Raw genomic sequence first — 18,218 nt, 5'->3', positions numbered from 1 at the left:
CCCTCCTTCCTAGAGCTCGACGGGGCCGAGGCCGACGGGCCGGATCGACGGGTCGGCCTGCAGCCAGTCGGCGATCGCACGCGGGCGCACATCGAAGCGGTCCAGCCGCTCCACGGGCAGCCAGGAGGTGCCGACCTGCCAGGTGTCCATGCCGGAGCTCGCCTCCGCGCGGGGCTCCTGGCCGGGCTCGAGCCCGCACCAGAAGCCCACGTTGAGCTGGTGGGACAGCGGGATCTGCTCGTGGCGGAAGCCGCCCACCTCCGTGAGGAACTCCCACACGCACGCGACGCCGTGGACGCGCACGCGGGCGCCGATCTCCTCGGCGCACTCGCGCACGAGCGCCTCGGCCTGCGTCTCGCCGTACTCCTGCCCGCCTCCGGGAAGATCGAAGACGTCGTGGCCGTCGACCTCGGAGCGGTTCATGAGGATCGCCCCGTCGCGCAGGATCAGCGCCTTGACGCCGACACGGGGCCCGAGGTCGTGCGCGGGGTGGGCCGGAACGTGATCCCCCCGGCTCACCCGAGGGCCTCGCCCGAGAGCGGGTCCTCTCCGCCGTCGGTGCCGTCGAGGTCGACGGCGTCGGCCGCGGTGTCCTCGTCGGGGCCGCCCAGCGCGTCCACGTCCTGGGTGTCGCCGTCGAGCTCGGAGACCTGCTCCGCATCGTCCCCCTCGGAGACCATCTCGTCGCCGTCGCGGTTGCCCTGCTCGGCGGCGGCCGAATCGTCCTCGCCGAGAGTGCTCGGGTAGTCCGAGTCGTAGAACGAATCGTCCTCGGCGTCGCGGTCGCGATCCTCCTCGAGGATGTCGTCGGCGCCCTCGACGCCGGTGCCCTCGGGTCCCTCGGCGCCGGGCTCCACGTCGGGATCCTCGTCCTCGTCCTCGTCGTCGATGGCCGCCTCGAGGCTGCTCTCCTCGGAGAGGTCCGACGGCGTCGGGTCGGTGAGGTTCGTGAGGTCCTCGTCGTACTGCTCGGTCATGATCGACTCCTCCGTCTCGGGAACTCCCCGAGTCTACGGACCTAGAGTGGACCCCCGTGGCATCCTCCCCTCTCTCCTTCTCGCTGGGCCGTGCTCCGGGCTGGGCGCTGCCGGTCGCTCTGGCGGGCGGACTGCTCTCCGCCGTGCAGTCGCGCATCAACTCGCGCCTGTCCACCGAGCTCGCCGACGGTTTCAGCGCCTCGGCCATCTCGTTCGGCACGGGCCTCGTGATCGTGCTGGTCATCGTGCTCTCCCGGAGGTCTCTGCGAGAGCGCGCAGCATCCTTCGGCCACGATCTGCGCATCGGCGCCCTCCCCTGGCCGCTCGCGCTGGGCGGGATCGGCGGGGCGACCTTCGTGCTCGGCCAGACCTTCACCGTCGCCCTGATCGGGGTGGCCCTGTTCATCGTCTGCGTCGTCGCCGGTCAGACCGTCACCGGCCTGGTCGTGGACCGTGTCGGCCTCGGCCCCGGCGGCGTCCGCCCGCTCACCGCGCCCCGCCTGATCGGGGCCGCGCTGATGGTGCTCGCGGTGGGGCTCGCGATGTCCTCGGGCGTGGGCGGCGACGTCCCCTGGCCCCTGCTCGTGCTGCCCGTGGTCGCGGGGGCCGCGATGGGACTGCAGCAGGCGGTCAACGGCAGGGTCTCCCAGCACACCGGGCACTACATGATCGCCACGCTCGGGAACTTCGTCGTGGGCACCGCGCTGCTCGTGCTGGTCGCGGTGGTCCACGCCCTCGTCGTCGGGCAGGGCCCGGCCCCGCTGCCCGCGAATCCTCTGCTCTACCTGGGCGGCGCCATCGGCGTCGTGTTCATCGCGGTGGCGGCGCGGCTCGCGGCCCCGCTGGGCGTGCTCACCCTGGCGATGACGACGATCGCCGGACAGATCGTGGGCTCCGTGCTGCTGGACGTCCTCGCCCCCACGGGCGCTGAGCACCTCACCCCGCTCACCCTGGTCGGCGCGGTCCTCACCCTCGTCGCAGCAGCCGTCACCGCGGGCATCGGCCCCGCGCGCAGGGGGCGCGCCTCCTGACCTCGCCCGGATCCTGACCGCCGTCTGCGCCCGCGGGTGCAGAATCGGGAGGCATGGAGCATCGCGAGCACCGCATCGAGGACCACGCCCTGCTGTCCGACCGCCGAGGGGCGGCCCTCGTCACGCGCGAGGGCCGCGTCGACTGGCTGTGCATGCCGCGCTTCGACTCCCCCGCCGCGCTGTGCGCGCTGCTGGGGGACGACCGCAACGGGCACTGGACGCTGGGCATCCGCGGCGGCGAGGCCGCCTCGCGCCGGTACCTCGAGGGCACGATGATCCTCGAGACCACGTGGAAGGGGCCCGACGGGACCGCGCAGGTCATCGACATGATGCCCTCGGACATCACGCCTGAGGAGGCCGCCGAGGACCCGTCGGCCGACGAGCGCGCCGACCTCGTGCGCCTGGTCCGCTGCACCGAGGGCAGCGTCGAGGTCGAACAGGAGCTGCGGATCCGCTTCGAGTACGGGGACGTGGTCCCGTGGGTGCGGCGGCGCGAGGACCCGGATGGCGCCTCGGTGGTCTCCGCGGTGGCCGGCGCGAGCGCGCTGGCCCTGCGCGGCCCGGGCCTCACGGCGAGCGACCACGTGCACACGGGGCGGCACGCGCTGCATGCGGGCGAGGAGCAGGCGTGGACGATGACCTGGCATCCCTCGTGGACGGCACTGCCGAGGCCCGTGGATCCGCAGGTCGCGATCGAGCGCACGGCGGCGGCGTGGCGCGAGTGGCTGGGGCGCGTCGAGGTCGATGACCGCTACCGATCGGAGGTGACGCGCTCGCTGCTCGTGCTGCACGGCCTCTCCGACGTGATAGCGGGCGGCATCGTCGCGGCACCCACGGCGAGCCTGCCGGAGGACTTCGGCGGGGAGCGCAACTGGGACTACCGCTACTGCTGGCTGCGCGATGCGGCACTCTCGCTCGAGGCCCTGCTCGCGCACGGGCACGTGGAGGCGGCGGTGGGCTGGAGGGACTGGCTGCTGCGCGCGATCGCCGGGGACCCCGAGCACATGCAGATCATGTACTCCATCTCCGGGGAGCGCTCGCTGCCGGAGAGGGAGCTGGCGCACCTCTCCGGGTTCGCGGGCTCGCGACCGGTGCGGATCGGCAACGGCGCCGCGGCCCAGTACCAGGGCGATGTGGTGGGCGAGGTGCTGGTGGGCTTCGCGGCCATGCGCGAGGCGGGGCTCGAGGAGACCACGTGGTCGTGGTCGCTGCAGCGCGCACTGCTGTCGTTCGCCTGCGAGCACCTGGGGACGAAGGACCAGGGCCTGTGGGAGATGCGCGGGGAGCCCGCGTTCTTCACGCACTCGCGGGTGATGATGTGGGCCGGATTCGACCGGGCGGTCCGCGGTGTCGAGGAGCACGGGCTGCGCGCGAAGGACGGTGAGCTCGAGCGGTGGCGGGCGGCGCGCGACCAGCTGCGGGCGGAGATCCTGCGCGAGGGCGTGGGGCCCGACGGGGCGTTCACCCAGACCTACGGCAGCACCGAGGTCGATGCCTCGCTGCTGCAGCTCGCCCGGATCGGCTTCGTGGACCCGGAGGATCCGCGCATGCTCGCCACGGTGCGCCGGATCGAGGAGGACCTGATGACCGAGGGTGGTCTGGTGCTGCGGTATCGCACGACGGGCCAGGACGGGCTCCGTGGGAACGAGAATCCGTTCCTGGCGTGCTGCTTCTGGCTCGCCGAGTACTACGCGCGGGCGGGTCGCACCGAGGACGCCCGGCAGATGCTGGATCGCGTCCTGGCCTGCGGGAACGATCTCATGCTGTTCTCCGAGGAGTACGACGGCGCCCACTACCGCATGGCCGGCAACTTCCCGCAGGCCTTCAGCCATCTGGCCCTGGTGCGCGCGGTCGATGCGCTGTGCGAGGCGGAGGGCGCAGCGCAGCCGCAGGGGGAGACGGGCAGCGCCGCGCGCTGATCAGAACGGCGGTGGCGGTGCGCTGCCGATCTCGGGGTCAGGGGGCGCGGCGGGAGCGGATGACGGCTTCTCCACAGGCGGCGCATCCGGTGGCCCGAGCGAGGAGCCCTCCTCGGGTGCGGGGCCGTCGGGCGGATGATCCTGCGGTGGGTCGCCATCGGCCGAGGCGGCTTCGTGCTGGGCCCTCCGGAGCTGGATCCGTGCCCAGGAGTCCTCGAGGTCGGTCACGATCGCGGGGGTCGCGAGGTCCGTGTCGTCCTCCTGGAAGATCTGCATCTCCTCGTCGATGCTCCAGAAGGTTCCGGTGCGGCCGGTCGGCGAATGGGAGGCGTCCACGCGCACCGGGTCGATCCGGCGGGAAGTCTTCAGGGCGTGGTGCTTCCAGCACAGCAGGTGGAGGTTGTCCACGGCGGTGCGGCCCCCGTGGAGCGGGTCCTCGTGGTCGTACTCCTCGATGTGGTCGGCCTCGGTCGCGCAGGATGCGGGGCGCCGGCAGCCGGGCACCGCGCGGGTCGTCATCCGCACGCGCAGGTGCTCCCGCATGGCCTGCGGCGCCGAGTAGCGCTCGGCGGGCGCGGGCAGGAACTCCCCGCTCACCGGGTCGGTGAGCAGCCGGTACCAGGCGTCCTCGCCGGCGGCGAGCTCGCGGGCCATCTCGGCCGGCATCGGGATCCGCCCGTCGAGCATGCCGGGGGCGTCGCTGTGACCCATGAGCGTGAGCAGCGGGACCGTCACGTTCATGCGGAAGGAGGCGGGGCTCAGGCCCATGCCGTCGGTGTCCAGATCTGCCGTGGTGAGCAGGTGGTAGCGCAGCTCGGTCAATGACAGGGGCCGTCCCCGCTCGACTGCGCGGCCCTGCGGGTCCAGGGGGACCTCGACTCCGGCCTCGAGCGCGTGGCGCTGGGCGGCCTGGAGCGTGCGCGCAGCATCGTCGAGCCGGCGGGCGAGCTGCAGCAGCTCGGGGACGGGGCCGACGATCCGCAGGCATGCGGTGCCGTCGTCCCCGCCGTGCTCGAACTCGACCCGGCGCCGCGCTTCGACGTCGAGGCGTGGCGGCAGCTCGCGTCGCTCCAGGAGCGTCGCGACGACGGTGCCGAGGCAGCGGCTGAAGTGCTCGGAGGTGATGCCCGGGTCCCAGGCGCTCACGGTCGCGTCGACCAGCGTCATCTCCTCGTCGGCGAGGCCGAGGGTGCGGCGCAGCAGCTCGCGGAACCAGGCGGCGGGGAACTCGCCTGCCCGCAGGCGGGCGAAGATGCGCGGGCAGAGATCCACGGCGCGGTGGCCGTCGCGGATGCGGCGATAGGCGACGGTGTCCGAGCAGCGCAGCGCGGCCGCGACCAGCAGGTCCTCGCACTGGGCGTCCTCCGCGGTGCAGCCGCCCGTGTCGCGCCCGCGCCACGACGGCGCGAGAGCGGAGAGGGACTCGGCGAGCTCGCGGGACTCGCGCACACCCTGGTCCCAGATGCTCTGGACGCGCTCGGTGACCTCGAGGGTGGGCGACACGTCGACGCGGCCGGCGACGGACTCGCGCGTGAGCGGCCTCGGCGAGCGCGGGCAGATGCGCTGGACCGGGTCCTGGGCGGCCCGCTCGGCCTGCTGGGCGCGCAGCAGCTCCGCCCGCTCGCGCGGGAGAACCACGCCGGGGAACAGGGCATGGTCGCCGAGGATCTCCTGGCGCGGCCCCGGGTCGAGCACGGTCATCCTGTCCCCTCCCTCCACAGCTAGGCGTCGAACACTCGTTCGATTCGTGACCCATCGTATCGGGCGAATCGGACATGCGGAAGAGTTAGATGGAGGTGGTGGAAAAGTGGGGGCTGGGGAGGAACGGAGCGCGCGGTGTCGGTCGCTCATAACGCCGTGACCAGTGAGGCTGTCGAGCAGATCAGGCCGCTCGGCGCGCGTCGCGCACTCCTCCTCTCATTCCCCCGCGAGCACCCTCCGGATCGCCTCGAGCGTGGCGGGGATGCCGGCCTCCGCAGCCGTGCGGCGCGTCGCCATCTCCTCCTCGGCGCGGTCTCCGTAGCGCTCGGCGAAGGTGGTCTCGAACAGCGGCGTGGTGCGCGTGTACTCGGTGAGCAGGGTGCGCGGCCCGTCGGCCCCGTCGGCCCCGTCGGCCGGCTCCATCCGGTACCCCCATTCCGCGCGACCGGGGCCGACGGACCAGGCGAAGTGCTCGCCCGGGACGTCGGCGACGACCTCCGAGGTGGTGTGCCATTCCCGCTCGGGCGTGCGGTTCCAGCCGGTGAAGCGCGCACCCGTGCCGCGGGCGTCGTCGTCCCACGCGCAGCGATAGCACTGCTGGCTCCATTCGCCCGTGCGGGTCACGTCGCTGAGCAGGGCGTACACGTCCTCGGGAGTGCCCGGGACGATCAGGGAATCCTCGATCTCGTAGGTCATGCCCCGATTCTGCCCCGAGCACTCCGTCGTGCACTCGACGCGAAGTGTTCGCCTGCATGTCACCTGCCGACGGGAGGGCCCTGCATACGGTGGTCCTGCAGCCGCAGCTCGACGAGAAGAAGGAGGTCGCCATGAGCATCACGGATCGGATGCGCACCCTGCTGAACGGGGACGGAGCGCACGATGCGCACACGGCGCCCGTCGACGACGTCCTGCGCGCCGGAGCGCCGGCTCCGAGCATCGACCGGCAGGTCGGCATGCTCGCCGCGCTCGGCCTCACCCTGCGCGAGCACGTCACCGCCGAGGCCGTGGCCCGCGCCGTCCGCACCGCCTCGCGCCGCGACCTCGAGCTCGTACCCGCCGCGGACGAGCAGCCCGAGACCACTCCCCCGGTCCCCGGCCTGCAGCGCTGCGCCTTCTGGTGGCTGCTGCACGAGCGGATCGACGGGCGCTACGTGATCGGCGGCCGCCACCGCGTGCTGCCGCCCCGCGCGGACCTCTTCGGGGAGTCCGCGCCGAGCGCCGAGCAGCTCGCGCGCAGCATCCACAAGGTCGCCCAGCGCCTGTGCTCGGACACCGGGGCCCGCCTGCCCGAGATCGAGGTGAGCGACCTGCGGGTGCGCTCGCAGCTGCTCACCACCGCGACGGTCCGCCTCGACGGCCGCCCGCACATCTGGTCCGACGTGCGCGACCGCGACTTCGTGCGCACCCTCGCCCGCGTCTGCTCGACGCCCGAGCAGACCATCATGGTGTTCGACGACCACGGGGCCGACACCCACTGGACCCGGCCCATGGTCGACGTCCTCGTGGTGCCGGCCGAGCACGTCGACGGCGTCGCCGCGCTCCTGCGCGAGCACGTGCGCCCCGCCGTCGCCGCAGCGCACGCGTGGATCGACCTCCCCTATTCGGGACGCGACGAGGCGCGCCGGAGCGGCCGACGGGCCGCGGGCCGCCGCCGCGGGCAGCGGATGACGCCGTGGGCGCCGCCCGCGCTCCTCCGCCGGGCCGCCTGAGGGACCTGCTCGCTTCCCTACTTCCGCCCGGCGATCGCCGCGCTGAGACGATCGGTGAGTTCCCGGTCCACGGGCAGCTCCGCATCGTCGAGATGCGTGATCGGGCAGGCCAGTCGCACCGAGGAGAGCAGCCAGGCGCCGTCCGCCTCGGCCACCTGCGCGGGCGTCATCAGCTCCTCCGCGGCCTCGGAGCCCTCGCCGCGCACCAGCTCGAACACGGACCCCAGGCTCGTCCCCGGCAGCACGCCCGCATCCACCGGCGTGCTGAGGAAGCGGTCGCCCTGCTTGACCAGCAGGGTCGACGTCGGCCCCTCGAGCGCATAGCCGTCGGAGGAGACGAACAGGACCTCGTCGGCCCCGCGCCGCGCGGCCTCGCGCAGACCGGCCATGTTGATCGCGTAGGAGAGGCTCTTCGCGCCCGCGAGCAGCCACGGGCTGGTCCGGGGTGCGGTGGTGGGGATGCCGCGGTCCAGGGCCGCGACGCGCAGGCCCGCGCGGGCGGAGGCGTAGCTCGGGGCGGCGTCCGCGAAGACCCAGGCGGTGGGCCGGGGCTGCCCCTCGACGCCGCGGGAGACGACGATCTTCACGAGCAGCTCGGGGACCGGCAGGTGCGCGGTCACGGCCGCATCGACCGCCTGGGAGAGCACGTCGCGATCGAGCTCGGGCAGGTCGAGCATGCGGGCGCTGCGCTGCAGGCGCTCGAGGTGCGGGGTGAGGTTCGCGGCGCGGCCGTCGAACACGCCGACGGTCTCGAAGACGCCGTCGCCCCTGGTCGCGGCGAGATCGGTGACGCGCAGCTGCGAGGTGCCCTCATCGACCAGGCGGAACGCCGGTCGAGCCTTGAGCTCGGGATCGGCGGCGACCCCGGGGATCATCACCAGGACGGCAGGACGAGAGGACACGACGACTCCTTAGCGGGCGCTGCGAGGGGAACGGCCGATTCTACGCGCGCTCATTCGCCCGTCACCACCACCACGAACCCTCCGTCGCGCCAGGCGATGCCGATCTCGAGCGGGTCGCCCGGCAGCTCGGCGTCCATGACCTCGACGCGCGCGCCGGGGGCCGCGCGGCGGAGGTCAGCGGCGGCGATCGCGTGCTCGGGGGCGTCGATGCCGGCCGGGATCCCGACGCTCAGGGCGATGGCGCGCTCGGGGTCCTCGGCGAACAGGGGCGCGAAGAAGGACTCCTCCATGCGCTCGGCGACGAGCTCGGCGTCGGCCGCCGCGACCTCGCCCCCGGCCGGGGCGACGAGTGCGAGGTCGAGGGCCTCCGTGAAGCGCTGCACGTAGTCGGCGAGATCGGGGGCGACGAGAGTGAGAGCGAGGTCCTCGCCGATCGCGAACACCGGGCCCGCCGCGCCGTGCTCATCGATCGCGAGGACCACGGCCACGTCGTCGCCCTCGTACAGCGGGGTGAAGGAGACCGGGTCCGTGAGGATCGTGTAGGGGCCCAGGTCGCTGCGCTCGTCGACCACGATCGTGAGCGCGGCGTCGCCGCCGAGCACCCGGATGCCGCCGAACTCGTCGGCGATGCTCGCGAGCACGGGCGGGAGGTAGGCGCGCGGGTCGCCGGCGACGCCGCCTGCGAGCGCCGCGGTGCCCGACTCGTCCTCGACCTCGAGGGGCGCGATGAGCTCGAGCGCGCTCTCGTGGCGGGCGGCGAGCGCGGTCAGGCGGTCGATGGCCCCGCGCAGGGGCTCGATGGGCAGGGGCGAGGCGTCGTGCGGCCAGTCGAAAGCGGGCATGGGCTCATCGTGGCACAGGAGCCGGTCGGGACGGCCCTACTCGTCCCGGCGGTCCGAGACCACGCGGGCGATGTGGGGGAAGCGCCCGCCGCCGAGGTCCCCGAGACGGCCGTGGGGGTCGACGACGACCACGCGGTGCCCGTCGGCCGCGAGGCGCGCGAGGCCCTCGTGGAGCATGCGCCGCGCCACGTCGTTGAGGGAGGAGACCATGCCGACGTCCACCACCACGTCGCCCTCGCTCGGATCGATGCGCTCGAAGTGCCGCAGCGCCATCTCGGCCGAGGCGAAGTCGAGCGCGCCCTGCAGCACGACCAGGCGGCGCCCGCGCAGCGTCCGCTCGCGGCGGCCGATGACCTCGAGCGACGGCTCGGGGATCCGCATCAGGTGCAGGTTCATGTCGCGGCTCAGGCGCTCGAAGACCCGCACCCCGCGCACCGAGTTGCCGAAGCGGTCCAGGCGCGGGGAGAAGGTGCCCGCGCCCACCTGCCCGGGCAGCGCGCCCAGGATGCCCCCGGCGACGCCCGACTTCGCGGGGATGCCGACGGTCGAGAGCCAGTCCCCCGCCGCGTCGTACATGCCGCAGCTCGTCATCACCGAGAGCACCTGGCGGGCGACCTCCTCGGGGACGACCTGGTCGCCGGTCAGCGGGTTCACGCCGCCGCGGGCCAGGGTCATGCCCATCACGGCGAGGTCGCGCACGTCCACGAGCGCCGCGCACTGGCGCGTGTACCCGCGCACCGCCTCCTCGGGGGAACCGGAGATGATGCCGTTCGCGCGCACCAGGGAGGCCAGCGCCAGGTTCCGCCAGACCTCGGACATCTCGGAGGCGAAGACGTCCTCGTCGACCGCGAGCTCGCGGCCCGCGAAGGCGCCCAGGCCCTCGATGACGCGGGCGGTGCGGGCGTCCTCGTCGAGGTCGGCGGGGCCGACGAGGGTGTGGGTGGTGATGGCGCCGATGTTGATCATCGGGTTCTCGGGGCGGCCGGTGCGCTCCTCGAGGCTGATCTCGTTGAAGGCGTCGCCCGACGGCTCGACGCCGACCTTCTCGAGCACCGCGTCGATGCCGTGGTCGCGCAGCGCGAGCGCGTAGGCGAAGGGCTTGGAGATCGACTGGATGGTGAAGCGGCGCTCGGCGTCCCCCGCGCTGTAGAGGGTGCCGTCGGGGGTGCACAGGGCCACGGCGAGCGGATCGGGGTCGGCCGCGGCGAGCTCGGGGATAAAGTCGGCGACGGCGCCGTTGTCCTCCGCGCATTCCGCGAGGATCTGCGCGAGGTACTCGTCGACGGGGCTGCGCACGACCTCAGGCGCTCCGCACCCGGTGGGCGGGCGGTCCCGGTCTCGTGACCAGCCAGGTCGCGGCGCGGCCGGCGACGGGGAAGGTGTCGGCGTAGCGGTCGACCCAGTCGACGGCGAAGCGGTCCGCGCGCTCAGCGGGGACCATCGCCCAGACGCTGCCGCCGAAGCCCGCGCCGAAGGCGCTGGCGGCGTCGGCCCCCATCTCGCGGGCCAGGCGCTGCAGGGCGACGGTCTCGGGCGTCTGGTTGCCCAGGCCCTCCTCGGCGAGCTGCTGCGACTCGTCGACGAGGCCCCCGAAGGCGGTCAGGTCGCCGCTCGCGAGCGCGTCGGTGGCCGCCGGGATGATCCGCTCGGACTCCTCGAGGAACTGGGAGAGGCGGGCGGAGAGGTAGGTGCCGGGGTCGATCAGGGCGCGCAGCTCGTCCGCGGCGCCGGGGTCGGCGGCCACGACGTCGCCGAGCGTCGCGTCGTCGCGGCCGGTGCGCTCGTTCCAGATGCCCACGATGTCCCGGGCGGAGAGGGAGACGCGGTTGTAGCGCTCGAGGGCGGAGCCGGTCTTCTCCGCCTGCACACCGGAGACGGCGATGACCAGGGCGCGGTCCTCGGCGAAGGGCACGGCGCGCTCGAAGGCGACGGGGCAGAAGGAGTACTGGACCATCTGTCCCCCGCGGCCGCACAGCATCGCGACGTGGTCCTCGCTGCCGCCGAAGGTGCCCACACCGCGGCGGCCGGCGAGCGGGCCGTAGCTCTGGCCGTTCTCGACGCAGCCGAGGTACTCGGCGAGGCGCTCGCGATCGGTGACGACCTCCCGGTAGGCGGGCTCGTCGCCCATCCGGCAGAGCTCGCCGTAGGCGAGGGCGAGGCCGACGACGAGCGCCGAGGAGCTCGACATCCCGGCCGCGAGCGGCAGGTCCGATTCGATGGTGATCTCGGCGCCGCGGGAGCGGCCGGGGAAGTTCGCGCGCAGCCGGTCGACGACGGTGCGCACGTAGCCGGACCAGTGGCCCGCACCGAGCCGTCCGGTGGGCTCGGCGTCGAGGTCGATCTCGAGGGTCTCCCGGGCGATGGAGCTCGTGACCAGCAGCGTCCGGTCCTCGCGGGCGCGAGCGGTGACGGTGTGGCCGCGGTCGACGGCGGCCAGCAGGGAGCGCCCGCCGGCGTAGTCGGTGTGCTTGCCGAGCATCTCGACGCGGCCCGGGACGAACCAGGCGACCTCGTCGGGCAGGGGGGAGGGCGCGCTCACAGCTGCACCTCGATGCCCGCGAGCGCCTCCTGGACCGAGGCGATGTCCCCGCGCGAGGACATGTCGAGCACGCCCGCGGCGGCGGGCACCACGGTGAAGACCTCGCCGTCTGCGACCTGACGGCGCACGGCGTCGATCACCTCGTACTCGCCGCGCGGGGAGGGGTCGATGCGTGCGCAGGCCTCGAAGATGCCGGGGGTGAACAGCCACGCGTTCATGGAGACGGGGGCGTCGTCGCCGAAGGCGGCCAGGGTCTGCGCGTCGGGCTTCTCGACGATGTCCCGCAGGTGGCCGCGCTCGTCGACGTCCACGAGGGCGAAGGCGCGGATGCGCTCGGCGGGGATGTTCGACTGCGCGACGAGGGCCTCGCGGTCGAAGCCGACCAGGGCGCTGCCGGGGGCGGCGGCGAGGGCGCGCAGGGCATCCGCCGGGTAGTGGTTGTCGGAGTTCAGGACGATCACGCGCTGGTCGCCGGCGAAGTCGCGGGCGGCGGCGACCGCGTCGGCCGTGCCGCGGGGCTCGGTCTGGATCGCGGTGGTGACGGTGACGCGCCCGCCGCTCGTGCGCTCGGCGTACTCGCGCAGGGCGTCGTGCTCGGGGCCGATGACCAGGCACACCTCGGTGACGCCGACGTCCGCGAGGGCGCTGATCACGAAGTCCAGGAAGGGGCGGCCCACGTCGATGAGGGCCTTCACGCCGCTCGCGGCGACCGCCGCCTGCTTCTCGTCGACCTGCGCGCCGTCGTCGGCCCTCCGCATGCGGGTGCCGAGCCCGCGGGCGAGGATCACGGCACGGGTCACGGGGGCGGCAGGGCTCGTCGTCGTCTCGCTCACGGGGACGAGTGTAGAAGGCTTCACCCCGGAGGGCCGGGAGACGGGCCGACGGAGCGGCCGGATCAGCACCACGCCGTGTAGAGTTGCGCGGGTCGTCCCCACCCCGTCCACCCGAGGAGATCCGCCCATGGCAGGCGTGCGCGCACGCTCGAACGGCGCCCTGGAGGCGCTGGTCATGCGTGCTCTCTGGCAGGCCGACGAGGCGCTCGGCGCCCGCGCGATCCTCGGCACCTTCGCCGACCCCGTCCCCGCGTACACGACCGTCCTCACGGTGCTCACGCGCCTCGAGGAGAAGGGGATGGTCGAGCGGGAGGCGCTCTCGCCGCGCAAGGTGCGCTTCCGCCCGCGCGTGAGCAGCGCCGAGGCCCACGCCCGCGACATGGTCGAGACGCTCGAGGAGGCCGACGACCGCCGCGGCGCGCTCCTCGCCTTCGCCGACACCCTGAGCAGCGAGGACATCGAGCTCATGCGCCGGGCGATCGACGCGCGCCGACCACGGGGCGCGGCCTCGTGATCGTGCTGCTTCTCGTGCTGGCCGGGGCGCTGCTGTGCGCGCCGGCCTCCGTGCTCCCCCTCGTCGCGGGCCGCTGGCAGGTCTGGCATCCGCGGCTCGCGCTCGGACTGTGGCTCGCGATCGGCGCGGCGGGCGTGGTGCTCGCGGCCGGCTCGGTCCTGGCCGCGGGCCTGCTCGTCGCCTTCTCGGGGCCGACGGGAGCCGTCTCCCTCTCCGGCGCAGCGCGGGCGCTCGCGCTCGTGCTGCTCGCGTGGGTCGGGCTCGGCGGCGCGGGAGTTCTCGCGGCGCTCGCGCTCGGGGGGCCGTCGCGGAGCGCGTCGGCGGGCGGCGTCGATGCTGACGCCGTGGCCGAGGACGCGCTGCTCGATGCGGAGGGGCCGGGCGCAGCCCGCCCCAGCGCGCACGGCTCCGCCGCGCCCCGCTCCCCCGCCACCGTGCGCATGGCCTTCGACGCCGAGACCGGAGCGGTGCTCTACGAGGTCGACGACCCGCGCCTCATCGCCCACGCGATCGGCGGACGCCACCCCGAGATCACGGTGTCGCGGCAGGCCCGCGAGGCCCTCACCGCCGCCGAGCTGCGCGGGGTGCTCGCGCACGAGGTCGCCCACCTGCGCGGCCGCCACGGCGAGATGCGGCGGCTGTGCGCCTGGCACGCCGCGTGCCTGCCCCGGCGCTCCGCGCTGCGCCGCCTCCTGGTGGGGCGCGTGCACCTGCTCACCGAGCTCGCGGCCGACGATGCCGCCGCCCGCGCCGTCGGCGAGGGGCGGCTGCTCGCAGGGCTGCGCGCCTCCCACGCCCTCGTGGCCTCGCCCGCACTGCTGGTGCGCGCCGAGCGCCTCGCCGCCCGCGGCGCCCAGGACCGTGTGACCTCGGCTCCAGCACCCCTTCCCGGCCCGGCCGGGAACGTCTACACGAAGTAGAGTTCTGGGCGTGAGAACCCGAGTCGTCGCGTGGATCGCCGTGGCGGTCGCGCTCGTGTGCGTGCCGCCGCTGATCGCCGACGCCGCGCTCGGCGAGCAGCTCTTCACCTCCATCCACCGCGAGTACCCGGGGGCGACCACCGCGATGGTCGCGGGGCTCGTCGAGTCCGCGGCCGCCCTCGCGGGAGTGCTCACCCTGGGATCCCTGGTCACGGTCACCTTCCTGCACGGACGCACCCGCAGGACCGCGCGGCGCGTGCAGTCCGCGCCCGATCTCACCGCGCTGCTCGTCTCCTCGATCAGCTGGTGCGTGCTCTCGCTCGCGAGCATCGTCGCGAGCGCCGCCGACACCAACGGCCTGGCCCTCTCGCGGGTGATCAACCCCGACACGATGCTGCGGGTGTACTCGTTCGGGTACATGCCGCGGGCCTGGACGGTCACCGCGGTCGCGGCGCTCGTCGTCGTCCTCACCGCCTTCCTCGCGACCCGTTGGGCGACTCTCCTGCTCGCCCTCTGGGCGGGCTGCATCGGCATCCTCGCGCCGGTCGTCGTCGGGCAGATCCTCGTCGGCCCGAACCACGACGTCGGCTCGGACGCCGGCACCCTGCAGACCCTCGTGGTCGGTCTGCTGCTCGCCCCGCTGCTGATCGATGCGATCCTCGGCGCGGCGGGCGCCCCGCAGACCGACCGCGGCCGCCTGCGCCTGCTGGCGCGGATCGGCGTGCCCGCGGCGCTCGTGCTCGAGGTCTTCCTCGCCTGGTTCAAGCTCCAGGGCGCCGGCGCGCTCGCCACCCCGACCGCGGCGCTCGAGGGCGTGCGGATCCTGCTGCTGCTCGCGATGGGCGCGCTGCTGCTGATGCGGGGCTCGGGGACCCTCGGGGGCCGACGGGTCGCGGCGCTCGGCGTGCTGCTGCTCGCCGTGCTCGGCGCCGGCGCGGCGATGCTGCGGATCCCGCCGCCCCAGTACTTCATGCCCACCTCGATCCCCGAGGTCTTCATGGGCTACGAGGTGCCCGAGGCGCCCACGGCCGAGGTGCTGGTCTCCACCGGACGACTGAATCTGCTGTTCGGCGTGCTCTCGCTCGGCATGATCGTGCTCTACCTCGCGATGGTGGTCTCGCTGCGGCGGCGCGAGGACCGCTGGCCGCTCTCTCGCACGATCTTCTGGATCGCCGGCTGGCTGGTGGTGCTGCTCGCGACCAACAGCGGGATCGGCCGCTACTCGGCGCCCGACTTCGGCGTGCACATGGCCGTGCACATGAGCCTGGGCATGCTGGCGCCGATCTTCCTGGTCCAGGGCGGGATCATCACGCTGATGCTGCGCGCGTCGGCGGCGCACGCGCGGACCGTGGGCATCCACGCCTGGATCACGCAGGCGCTGAACTGGTCCGTGCTGCGCACCGTGTACCACCCGGCGCTCGTGTTCATCGTGTTCATCGGCAGCTACTACGGCCTGTACTTCTCCCCGCTGTTCGGGCTGATGATGCGCTACCACTGGGCGCACCAGCTGATGAACCTGCACTTCCTGATCGTCGGCTACCTCTACTACAGCCTCATCATCGGCGTGGACCGCCCGCCGCGGCCGCTGCCGCACATCGGCCGCCTCGGCTACATCCTCGCGGCGATGCCGTTCCACGCCTTCTTCGGCGTCGCCATCATCTCGAGCTCCACGATCCTCGCGGAGACCTACTACACCTACCTCGACCTGCCGTGGGCGGACCTCGCCCACTCCCAGCAGGTCGCGGGGTCCGTGGCCTGGGCGGGCGGCGAGGTGCCGCTCGTGATCGCGATCATCGCGCTCGGCGTGCAGTGGGCCCGGCAGGACGACGTCGAGGCCCGGCGCCGCGACCGCCACATGGATCGCGGGCTCGACGACGAGTTCGACGCGTACAACGAGATGCTCAAGAAGCTCTCGGACAGGAAGGGCAGCTGATGACCCCGCCCGTGCTCGAGTCCCGGACGCCCCCCGACGGGGACTCCGCCTCCCCCGCGACCGCTCCCGCCCCGATCGATCCGGCCGAGCGCTGGAGCTTCGACGTCTCCGGGATGACCTGCGCGGCCTGCGCGAACCGCATCGAGCGCAAGCTCAACAAGGCCGACGGCATCTCCGCGACGGTGAACTACGCGACCGAGCGCGCCCTGGTCACCGGCATCGAGGCTCCGGACGAGGCGATCACCCTGATCCGCGCCGCCGGCTACGACGCCGCCGTGCACGACGAGGCCGACGACACCTGGTCCCGCCGGGCGACGGAGATGCGCATCACCTCGCTGCGGCGCCGGCTGATCGCGGCCGCGCTGCTGACGATCCCGCTGATGGACGTCTCGCTCGTGCTCGCCCTGGTGCCGCAGTGGCGGTTCCCGGGCTGGGCCCTGCTGTGCGTGCTGCTCGCGATCCCGGTGGTCACCTGGGCCGCCTGGCCCTTCCACCGGATGACGCTGCGGAACCTGCGCCACGGCGCGGTCTCCATGGACACCCTGGTCTCGATCGGGATCGCGGTGTCCTTCGGCTGGGCGATCGTCTCGATGCTCGTGGGCCTCGAGCCGCAGGACGGCTTCTGGCTCGGCTTCGGGCGCGCACCGGCCGGGGCCGACGCCCTCTACCTCGACGTCGCGGCCGGGATGACCACCTTCCAGCTGGCAGGGCGCTACTTCGAGTCCCGCAGTCGCCGCCGCGCGGGCGATGTCCTCGGCGCGCTCACGGCGCTCGGGGCGAGCGAGGCGCGCGTGCGCCGCGACGGCGCCGAGTCCATGGTCGCGATCGATCAGCTGCGCCGCGGCGACCTGCTCGTGGTGCGCCCCGGCGAGACCGTCCCGGCCGACGGGGAGATCGTCGAGGGCTCGGCCGCCCTCGACACGGGCGCCATGACCGGCGAGTCCGTGCTGCGCACGTGCGGGATCGGCGACGAGGTCGTGGGCGGCACCGTCTCGACCGACGGGCTGCTGGTGGTGCGGGCGACGGGCGTCGGCGCGCACACGCAGCTCGCCCAGATGGCCGCGATCGCCGAGCAGGCGCAGGTCCGCAAGGCGGACGTGCAGCGCACGGTGGACGCCGTGGTGCGCGTGTTCGTGCCGGTCGTGCTCGTGCTCAGCGTGCTCGTCGCCGGCGTCTGGCTGCTGCTGGGCGCGAACATCGCCACCGCCGTCTCGAACGCGATCAGCGTGCTCATCATCGCCTGCCCGTGCGCGCTCGGCCTCGCGACGCCCACCGCGCTGATGGTGGGCGTGGGGCGCGGCGCCGTGCTCGGCATCCTCGTCAAGGGCCAGGACGCCCTCGAGGCGAGCGGCACCGTGACCACCGTCGTCCTCGACAAGACCGGCACCCTCACGGTCGGCGCCCCGAGCGTCGAGCGCGTGGTGGTGACGGGCGAGGCGAGCGCCGCGCAGGTGCTGCGCTGGGCGTCGGCCGCCGAGTCCTCCTCCGAGCACGCCGTGGCCACGGCGATCCGCGAGCACGCGGAGAGCCGCGTGGCCGACGTCCCCGAGGCCCGCGACTTCCACGTCACCCCCGGGCTGGGCGTCGAGGCCGTGATCGAGGACGCGCAGGTGGCCGTGGGCAGTCCCGCGCACATGGAGAGCCTCGACATCGCCGTCCCCGCGGACCTCGCGGAGACCGTGAGCGAGGCGGAGTCCTCCGGGCGCTCGGCCGTGCTCGTCGCCCGCGAGGGCGGGGCCGTCGGCGCGATCGTGCTGGCCGACGAGATCAAGCCCGATGCGCGCGGAGCGATCGCCGCGCTCCACGAGGCGGGCCTGCGCACCGTGCTGCTCACCGGCGACTCCGAGGCCGCCGCCCGGCGCGCGGCCGCGGACCTCGGCATCGACGACGTGCGCGCGGGCGTGCTGCCCACGGGCAAGGCCGCCGCGATCGAGGAGCTGCGCGCCGAGGGCCACTCGGTGGCGATGGTCGGCGACGGCATCAACGACGCCGCGGCGCTGGCCGCGGCGGACCTGGGGCTGGGCATGGTGACCGGCACCGATGTCGCCCTGAAGTCCTCGGACATCATCCTGGTGCGCGAGGACCTCTTCGCCGTGATCGACGCGATCGCGCTCTCCCGGGCCACCAACCGCACCATCCGCGCGAACCTGGTGTGGGCCTTCGGCTACAACGTGGCGGCGATCCCGATCGCGGCGATCGGCCTGCTGAACCCGCTGATCGCTGCGGGCGCGATGTCGCTGTCCTCGGTGTTCGTCGTGCACAACTCGCTGCGCCTGCAGAACTTCCGCTCGCGCCGGCCGCGCTCGGGGCGCTCGGGGCGCTCCGGGCGCTGAGCGCCCCGCGGGTCGACTTGCAGTCCCCGTCGGCCGACCCTAGAGTTCTCTACAGAACGTAGAAC

Annotated in this window: 16 protein-coding genes; 7 read left to right on the top strand and 9 right to left on the bottom strand. The window is 73.8% G+C overall.

Annotated features, from left to right (window positions below; all coding sequences use genetic code 11):
- Positions 1-9 precede the first annotated feature (9 nt).
- Both FHG10_RS15325 and FHG10_RS15320 read right to left on the bottom strand, forming a co-directional pair.
- Entirely contained in the window at positions 10-519 is a 510-nt protein-coding gene (locus FHG10_RS15325) for an NUDIX domain-containing protein (RefSeq protein WP_152354213.1), read from the bottom strand.
- Positions 516-977, bottom strand: coding sequence for a hypothetical protein (locus FHG10_RS15320; RefSeq protein ID WP_152354212.1), 462 nt, complete (start codon positions 975-977; stop codon positions 516-518). Before FHG10_RS15320 ends, FHG10_RS15325 begins: the two co-directional genes overlap by 4 nt.
- A 56-nt stretch (positions 978-1,033) precedes the next feature.
- Here FHG10_RS15320 and FHG10_RS15315 point away from each other — a divergent pair, with 56 nt between their 5' ends.
- Both FHG10_RS15315 and FHG10_RS15310 read left to right on the top strand, forming a co-directional pair.
- A complete protein-coding gene (locus FHG10_RS15315; protein ID WP_227488304.1) occupies positions 1,034-2,008 on the top strand; it encodes a DMT family transporter in 975 nt (324 codons plus the stop codon).
- Positions 2,009-2,061: 53 nt separating this feature from the next.
- On the top strand, positions 2,062-3,927 hold the full coding sequence (locus FHG10_RS15310) for a glycoside hydrolase family 15 protein (RefSeq protein ID WP_152354211.1): 1,866 nt from the start codon (positions 2,062-2,064) through the stop codon (positions 3,925-3,927).
- On the opposite strand, the gene FHG10_RS15305 is transcribed toward FHG10_RS15310, so the two are convergent.
- Together FHG10_RS15305 and FHG10_RS15300 are read right to left on the bottom strand one after the other, a co-directional pair.
- A complete protein-coding gene (locus FHG10_RS15305) occupies positions 3,928-5,628 on the bottom strand; it encodes a DUF222 domain-containing protein (protein ID WP_152354210.1) in 1,701 nt (566 codons plus the stop codon).
- A 216-nt stretch (positions 5,629-5,844) separates the two neighbouring features.
- Positions 5,845-6,324 carry an SRPBCC family protein gene (locus FHG10_RS15300; RefSeq protein ID WP_152354209.1) on the bottom strand — a complete coding sequence of 160 codons (480 nt, stop codon included), beginning with the start codon at positions 6,322-6,324 and terminating at the stop codon, positions 5,845-5,847.
- Positions 6,325-6,455: 131 nt separating this feature from the next.
- Here FHG10_RS15300 and FHG10_RS15295 point away from each other — a divergent pair, with 131 nt between their 5' ends.
- Positions 6,456-7,337, top strand: coding sequence for a hypothetical protein (locus FHG10_RS15295; protein WP_152354208.1), 882 nt, complete (start codon positions 6,456-6,458; stop codon positions 7,335-7,337).
- A 17-nt stretch (positions 7,338-7,354) separates the two neighbouring features.
- Here FHG10_RS15295 and FHG10_RS15290 read toward each other — a convergent pair whose 3' ends face one another.
- The 5 genes from FHG10_RS15290 to FHG10_RS15270 are packed head-to-tail and all read right to left on the bottom strand — an operon-like array spanning position 7,355 to position 12,453.
- A complete protein-coding gene (locus FHG10_RS15290) occupies positions 7,355-8,239 on the bottom strand; it encodes an aminotransferase class IV (RefSeq protein ID WP_227488303.1) in 885 nt (294 codons plus the stop codon).
- 50 nt (positions 8,240-8,289) lie between these two features.
- Positions 8,290-9,081, bottom strand: coding sequence for a serine/threonine-protein kinase (locus FHG10_RS15285; protein WP_152354207.1), 792 nt, complete (start codon positions 9,079-9,081; stop codon positions 8,290-8,292).
- Between the two features lie 36 nt (positions 9,082-9,117).
- Positions 9,118-10,377 (bottom strand): glutaminase, encoded by a 1,260-nt coding sequence (locus FHG10_RS15280; RefSeq protein ID WP_152354206.1) that lies wholly within the window; start codon positions 10,375-10,377, stop codon positions 9,118-9,120.
- A 4-nt stretch (positions 10,378-10,381) separates the two neighbouring features.
- On the bottom strand, positions 10,382-11,620 hold the full coding sequence (locus FHG10_RS15275) for a galactokinase family protein (protein ID WP_227488302.1): 1,239 nt from the start codon (positions 11,618-11,620) through the stop codon (positions 10,382-10,384).
- Positions 11,617-12,453 carry a nucleotidyltransferase family protein gene (locus FHG10_RS15270; protein ID WP_227488301.1) on the bottom strand — a complete coding sequence of 279 codons (837 nt, stop codon included), beginning with the start codon at positions 12,451-12,453 and terminating at the stop codon, positions 11,617-11,619. Before FHG10_RS15270 ends, FHG10_RS15275 begins: the two co-directional genes overlap by 4 nt.
- Positions 12,454-12,580: 127 nt before the next feature.
- Between FHG10_RS15270 and FHG10_RS15265 the strand changes: the two genes are divergently transcribed.
- From FHG10_RS15265 to FHG10_RS15250, 4 genes are read left to right on the top strand one after another with little or no spacing between them, the layout of a single operon-like run.
- The gene (locus FHG10_RS15265; protein ID WP_152354205.1) at positions 12,581-12,967 is read left to right on the top strand and encodes a BlaI/MecI/CopY family transcriptional regulator; all 387 of its coding nucleotides are present in this window, start codon (positions 12,581-12,583) and stop codon (positions 12,965-12,967) included.
- Complete coding sequence (locus tag FHG10_RS15260) at positions 12,964-13,887, top strand: M48 family metalloprotease (protein ID WP_152354204.1); 924 nt, start codon at positions 12,964-12,966, stop codon at positions 13,885-13,887. The genes FHG10_RS15265 and FHG10_RS15260 overlap by 4 nt, the downstream gene beginning before the upstream one ends.
- A gap of 10 nt (positions 13,888-13,897) precedes the next feature.
- Positions 13,898-15,820, top strand: coding sequence for a cytochrome c oxidase assembly protein (locus FHG10_RS15255; protein WP_193636348.1), 1,923 nt, complete (start codon positions 13,898-13,900; stop codon positions 15,818-15,820).
- Positions 15,820-18,153, top strand: a complete 2,334-nt coding sequence (locus tag FHG10_RS15250; protein ID WP_152354203.1) for a heavy metal translocating P-type ATPase — start codon at positions 15,820-15,822, stop codon at positions 18,151-18,153. Before FHG10_RS15255 ends, FHG10_RS15250 begins: the two co-directional genes overlap by 1 nt.
- The last annotated feature ends 65 nt before the right edge of the window (positions 18,154-18,218 follow it).

Origin of the sequence: Brachybacterium subflavum (assembly GCF_009299795.1) — a bacterium.
GTDB classification, from domain to species: domain Bacteria; phylum Actinomycetota; class Actinomycetes; order Actinomycetales; family Dermabacteraceae; genus Brachybacterium; species Brachybacterium subflavum.
The sequence above is the reverse complement of the archived record's forward strand: the minus strand, read 5'-3'. Positions and strand labels throughout refer to the sequence as shown.

Excerpts from the sequence above, each read along its gene's own strand:
- FHG10_RS15320 (WP_152354212.1), bottom strand. The coding sequence starts at position 977 with ATGACCGAGCAGTACGACGAGGACCTCACGAACCTCACCGACCCGACG.
- FHG10_RS15310 (WP_152354211.1), top strand. The coding sequence starts at position 2,062 with ATGGAGCATCGCGAGCACCGCATCGAGGACCACGCCCTGCTGTCCGAC.
- FHG10_RS15305 (WP_152354210.1), bottom strand. The coding sequence starts at position 5,628 with ATGACCGTGCTCGACCCGGGGCCGCGCCAGGAGATCCTCGGCGACCAT.
- FHG10_RS15300 (WP_152354209.1), bottom strand. The coding sequence starts at position 6,324 with ATGACCTACGAGATCGAGGATTCCCTGATCGTCCCGGGCACTCCCGAG.
- FHG10_RS15295 (WP_152354208.1), top strand. The coding sequence starts at position 6,456 with ATGAGCATCACGGATCGGATGCGCACCCTGCTGAACGGGGACGGAGCG.
- FHG10_RS15285 (WP_152354207.1), bottom strand. The coding sequence starts at position 9,081 with ATGCCCGCTTTCGACTGGCCGCACGACGCCTCGCCCCTGCCCATCGAG.
- FHG10_RS15265 (WP_152354205.1), top strand. The coding sequence starts at position 12,581 with ATGGCAGGCGTGCGCGCACGCTCGAACGGCGCCCTGGAGGCGCTGGTC.
- FHG10_RS15250 (WP_152354203.1), top strand. The coding sequence starts at position 15,820 with ATGACCCCGCCCGTGCTCGAGTCCCGGACGCCCCCCGACGGGGACTCC.